This is a genomic window from Longimicrobium sp. (genome assembly GCF_036280135.1).
In the GTDB taxonomy this organism is placed as follows: domain Bacteria; phylum Gemmatimonadota; class Gemmatimonadetes; order Longimicrobiales; family Longimicrobiaceae; genus Longimicrobium.
In genome coordinates, this window is record NZ_DASURI010000077.1 from 1 (window position 1) to 5,136 (window position 5,136).

Here is a 5,136-nt window from a genome sequence, read left to right on the forward strand (position 1 = left end):
GTGCCTGGACTGTACGCGGGCGGAGGGCTGCTACCCCTCCCTGTACTGCAGCGGCGCCGGGTGCGTGATCACGTACCAGGAAGGCTGCATGACGGACAACTACAACTACTGCTGAGCCGCACCGTTCCCCTTCTCGTCAACCATCCTCCAAGAGGCACCGCCGTGAAGAAGCTCAGGCTCGAACCCGACCAGCTGGAAGTGGTCTCGTTTGCCGCGCAGGGCGAAGCGGAGGGAACCGGTACCGTCAACAGCCTGCAGCTCGGCTACTACACCGACACCACCTGCCGGCCGAGCTACAACGTTACGCAGTGCCTGCACTGCACGCAGGCGGAAGGCTGCTATCCGTCCATGTACTGCACCGGAGACGGGTGCGTCGTCACGGCCGATGCGGGCTGCATCACGGCCAACAACGCCCCCTGCTGATCGGCCCCTGTCGGCTTCACCCGATTCCCTTTTCCTGGAGACACGAACATGAAGAAGCTCAAGCTCGAACTGGACCAGCTGCAGGTCACCTCGTTCACCGCGGAAGCCGGCACGGAAGGCCGCGGCACCGTAGCGGGCATGCAGATCACCGGCTTTACGTTCTGCTACTGCACCAACAACGGTGACTGCTACATGTCCAACTACTGCAGCTACCCCGGCCAGCCCAACAACACCTGCTACGACGGGTGTATGACCAACGAGCGCGGCGCCTGCTGATCCGGCACCTCGGCCGACTTGGCCCGTCCATCTGAACCGCGAGAGTTCCACATGAAGAAGCTGAAGATCGAGGAGCTGGAGGTCATCTCGTTCGCCGCGGAGGCGGTGCATGACGAGGCCGGCACCGTGAACGGGCTGCAGTCCGGGTACCACACGTACTGCAACCGCAGCTGCTACCAGACGGAGTGCGTCTGCACCCGCGACGACGGATGCTACCCGTCGCTGTACTGCAGCCAGGGCTATCCGCAGCTCACGTGCGCCATGGACTGCATGACCAACGCGAACGGCTACTGCTGATCCCACCCGGTCCGGACGACGCACGGCCGCGGGGGAAGTTCTCCCGCGGCCGTGCGCGTTCTACAGAGTATCTGCCGCCCGCTACCGGTTGACGTTCCGCATGCCCGCCTCGGGGTAGCGCGTGCCGGCGGCGGCGCCCACGGGGAACACCTCGTCGATGCGGCGCAGGTCGTCCGCGGAAAGCTCCACGTCCGCGGCGCCCGCGTTCTCCTCCAGGTACTTGACCCGCTTGGTGCCGGGGATGGGCACCACGTCGTCGCCCTGGGCCAGCACCCACGCGAGCGCCAGCTGAGACGGCGTCACGCCCTTTTCCCGCGCGAGCGACTCCACCTCGCGGACCAAGTCCAGGTTCTTGCCGAAGTTCTCGCCCTGAAAGCGCGGGCTGTTGCGGCGGTAGTCGTCCGCCGGGAAATCGTCGAACGACTGGAAGCGGCCCGTCAGGAAGCCGCGGCCCAGCGGGCTGTACGCCACGAAGCCGATCCCCAGCTCGCGCACGGTGGCCAGCACGCCGTTCTCCTCCACGTCGCGCGTCCACAGCGACCACTCCGTCTGCAACGCGGCGATGGGATGCACGGCGTGGGCGCGGCGGATGGTCTCCGGCCCCGCCTCGCTCAGCCCCAGGTAGCGCACCTTGCCGGCGGCCACCAGCTCGGCCATGGCGCCCACCGTTTCCTCGATGGGCACGCTGGGGTCCACCCGGTGCTGGTAGTAGAGGTCGATGTGGTCCACGCCCAGCCGCTGCAGCGATGCGTCGCACGCCTGCCGCACGTACGCCGCGTCGCCGCGGATGCCCAGGAACTCGCCGCTCTCGCCGCGCGAATTGCCGAACTTGGTGGCCACCACCACGCCGTCGCGCCGGTCGGCGATGGCGCGGCCCACCAGCCGCTCGTTGGTGAACGGGCCGTACATGTCGGCCGTGTCCAGAAAGTCGATCCCCAGGTCCAGGGCGCGGTGGATGGTGGCGATGGACTCCGACTCGCTGCCGCTGCCGTAGAACTCGCTCATCCCCATGCACCCCAGCCCCAGCTCGCTCACGGCGAGCCCCTGCCCCAGCGTCCGTCGATCCATCGTCGTCCGTCCCGTTCTCAGCCCGGTGATGCGCCGCCTCGGCGCGAATCTGTAACCGGTCCGGTTTCGCTTCAAGGATCGGGCCGGAGGCGCGTCGTCAGCCCGGCGCGCGGGACGGCTTTACAGAAGGATGGCACACGGGGCCTGCGGCCAACGGGGTCAACGGTAACTGATCAAACAAAACCGTTCACTCCGTTGGCCGCAGGCCCCGTGTGAGAATGCCGTTCCGTCTTTCGGCCGAAGCGGCGGATGCGCTCAGCGCCTGGGGAACCGCATCGTGAGAGGCGCGGTGATGGCCGCGCGGGCCTGGACCACGGACGGCGCCGTGGTCGTGCCGGTGGTGGGGCCGGTGCGCACGCCGCCGGCGGCCGGGTTGCTCACGGGGCGCGGCCGCGTGTGGCAGGGGGCCGTGCCGCCCGGCACCGTGCAGAACTCCGTGTCCGGCTGGATGCCGCCCTCACCGTGAAAGTCCGTCCCCCAGCAGTACGGCTTGCCGTCCGTGCCCATGGCGCAGGTGTGCTGGTAGCCGCCCTGGACGGACCCCGTGAACCGCGCGTCGCCCATCACCGGCTCCGGCACGGGATACGGGTCGATGGATCCCTTCTGCCCGCGCCCCAGCTGCCCGTACCGGTCAAAGCCCCAGCACCATGCCCGTCCGTCCTCCGCCACGGCGCACGAGTGGTTGGTGCCCACGCCGATGTCCACGAACGTCTCGTGCGACAGCACCTTGGCGGGCAGGTCCGTGCTGGCCTCCGCCACGCCCGTGCCCAGCTCGCCGAAGTAGTCCGCGCCCCAGCAGAACGCCTCGCCCTTGACCGTGACGGCGCACACGTGCGAGTCGCCCGTGGCCACCGTCTTCCATTTGTGGCCCACGCCGCCGGGGACGGGCTGGGGCACGTTGAGCGCGGGCGCGCCGGCCCCGTTGCCAAACTGGCCCACCTGGTTGCTGCCCCAGCAGTACATCTCGTCCCCGGGCGTGATGGCGCAGGTGTAGTCGCGCCCGGCGCTGATGTGGCGGAACGTGAGCCCGCCCGCCACCCGCACGGGCGACGACCGGCCCGTGACGCCGTCGATCTCGCCGTTGCCCAGCTGCCCGTATGCGTTGTTGCCCCAGCACCACGCCGCGCCGTCCTCGTCCAGGGCGCAGGCGTGCTCGAAGCCCGCGCTGAGGGCCGTGAAAGCGTGTCCGCCCAGCACGGCCTGGGGCGAGGGCACGCCGTCGGTGCTCCCCTGCATGCCGTTGCCCAGCTGCCCGTGGTAGCTCTCGCCCCAGCAGTAGGCGCGGCGCCCGGCGAGGCCGCAGGTGAACCAGTTGCCCCCGTCGATGGTGGTGAACGAAAGGTTGCCCGCCACGCCCACCGGCACGTCCTCGCCGTAGTTCCAGATCTGCCCCCATCCCAGCTGGCCGATGCCGTTGTGGCCCCAGCAGTAGCCCTTGCCCGCGGTGCTCACGCCGCAGGTGTGGCCCTGCGCCGTGGAGACGTTCCGCCACTGCACCTCCGGCCCCGGCCGGGTGGTGATGACGGCCCGGGCGCTGCCCCAGTCGCGGCCCACGCTGATGCTGGTCTGCCCCGGGTACGTGCCGCGGACGAGGCCCGTGTTCCAGTTCACGACCGCCACCCAGATGTTGCCGTCGGAGTACTGCAGCGTCTCGTCGATGCGCTCGCCGCGGACGTTGTAGGCCGTGGCCGTGAGCTGCACGAGACCGTTCATGTCCACCGTGGCAGAGTCCGGCTCCACGTCCACCCGCACCACCGTCTCGCGCGACACCACGACGACGGCCGATCCCGTGGACAGCCCGCCGGACTCGGCGTGCACCATGGCCCATCCCATCCTGAGCGCCTTCACGTGCCCGTTTTGATCCACCGAGACGATGTCCGGCTCCGTCGTCCGCCAAGTGATCGCGCGGCCCGGGACCGGCCGACCCGCGAAGTCCTCCACCCGCGCACCCAGGGTGACCGTGTCGCCGGGGAGGACGAACGTGTTCAGGGGCGACGTCATGACGATGCGCTCGCCCTCGCGCTGCACCTGCGCCGCGACGTACACCGTGAAGGTGACGCGCGTGGCGCCCGGCGTGTGGGCCAGCTTCCACGTGCGCGGGGCGGACGTCTCGTTCTGGCCCAGGATGGTGTCGTACTGGAAGTACGGCTGCCCGCCGGCCAGGAAAAAGCCCTCGCCGTCCGCGTTGGCGACCCACGCCGTGCCCTGCGGGTGCGCCGTGGGCCCGTCGCTGAAAAAGATGCGCACGCCGCGCCCGTCCTCCGTGGCGCCGTCCGTGGTCCCCAGCGCCTGCGGGATGAGGTTCTGGATGGTGACGTCCACCAGGATGGTGTCGCCCACGGCCGCCACGCCGGACGAGGCCAGGCGCACGAGCTGGTTCTGCCCGCCCACGATCACCCCGGCGGAGCCCAGGGCGCTGCCCGTTTGCGGGGCCGCGTCGTCGCACGTCATCCCGCCCTGCGCCAGGTCCACGGCGCACGACAGCCCCTGCAGCGCGGGCAGCGACTCCGGCGCGGGGTTCTCCGGGTCCAGCGGGGTGCGGGCGTCGGTGCACGCGGCGGTCAGCAGCACCGCGCAGGCGGGCAGGATGCGGCGGATCATGGGACGTCTCCGTGCGGGCGTGAAGGGCACGCGCGTTTCGCTCCACCACCCCGGGCGGGCGGCGGACGATGGATTCGCGGCCCCTCATGGCAGACGCCGGGCCAACAGGACGCTCCGCACATCCGCATCCGATCCGCGGAAGCCGTTGCGCGAATTGCGGATGCAGATCACGCGCACAGAGATGTCCAATGCAAATCGCCTGCAATCCGCCATCGCGGTTGATCCTGCCGATTGGTCCAGAACGGCGGATCACGCTTCGGAGCGGAGTGTCTCTCGGCCGCGGAGGGCCCCCTCCCCCCGACCCCCTGCCCCCGCTTCGCGGGGGAGGGGGAGAACTGCGCGGACGCGCAGTGGTTGCCCACGTGCAATCAGCCCGGAGAAGTATACACCCTCTCCCGCGCAGTTTGCGGGAGAGGGTGCGAGCGACAGCGAGCGGGTGAGGGCCCCCGGGGTGAGGCCCCCTACGGCACC

5 protein-coding genes are annotated in these 5,136 nt (G+C 70.0%); 3 read left to right on the forward strand and 2 right to left on the reverse strand.

Annotation, left to right across the window (positions count from 1 at the left end):
- Positions 1–162 precede the first annotated feature (162 nt).
- From VFZ20_RS02695 to VFZ20_RS02705, 3 genes are read left to right on the forward strand one after another with little or no spacing between them, the layout of a single operon-like run.
- The gene (locus VFZ20_RS02695) at positions 163–423 is read left to right on the forward strand and encodes a hypothetical protein (RefSeq protein WP_329682280.1); all 261 of its coding nucleotides are present in this window, start codon (positions 163–165) and stop codon (positions 421–423) included.
- 48 nt (positions 424–471) lie between these two features.
- Positions 472–699: a hypothetical protein gene (locus VFZ20_RS02700; RefSeq protein WP_329682281.1), complete on the forward strand. Its 228-nt coding sequence runs from the start codon at positions 472–474 to the stop codon at positions 697–699.
- Positions 700–750: 51 nt separating this feature from the next.
- Positions 751–996, forward strand: a complete 246-nt coding sequence (locus VFZ20_RS02705; protein WP_329682282.1) for a hypothetical protein — start codon at positions 751–753, stop codon at positions 994–996.
- Positions 997–1,077: 81 nt separating this feature from the next.
- Here the strand turns inward: VFZ20_RS02705 and VFZ20_RS02710 are convergent, their stop codons facing one another.
- Entirely contained in the window at positions 1,078–2,064 is a 987-nt protein-coding gene (locus tag VFZ20_RS02710; RefSeq protein WP_329682283.1) for an aldo/keto reductase, read from the reverse strand.
- A 255-nt stretch (positions 2,065–2,319) separates the two neighbouring features.
- Complete coding sequence (locus VFZ20_RS02715; RefSeq protein ID WP_329682284.1) at positions 2,320–4,665, reverse strand: hypothetical protein; 2,346 nt, start codon at positions 4,663–4,665, stop codon at positions 2,320–2,322.
- Between the last annotated feature and the right edge of the window lie 471 nt (positions 4,666–5,136).

Coding starts and splice junctions, on each gene's coding strand:
- VFZ20_RS02700 (WP_329682281.1), top strand. CDS start 472: ATGAAGAAGCTCAAGCTCGAACTGGACCAGCTGCAGGTCACCTCGTTC.
- VFZ20_RS02715 (WP_329682284.1), bottom strand. CDS start 4,665: ATGATCCGCCGCATCCTGCCCGCCTGCGCGGTGCTGCTGACCGCCGCG.
- VFZ20_RS02705 (WP_329682282.1), top strand. CDS start 751: ATGAAGAAGCTGAAGATCGAGGAGCTGGAGGTCATCTCGTTCGCCGCG.
- VFZ20_RS02710 (WP_329682283.1), bottom strand. CDS start 2,064: ATGGATCGACGGACGCTGGGGCAGGGGCTCGCCGTGAGCGAGCTGGGG.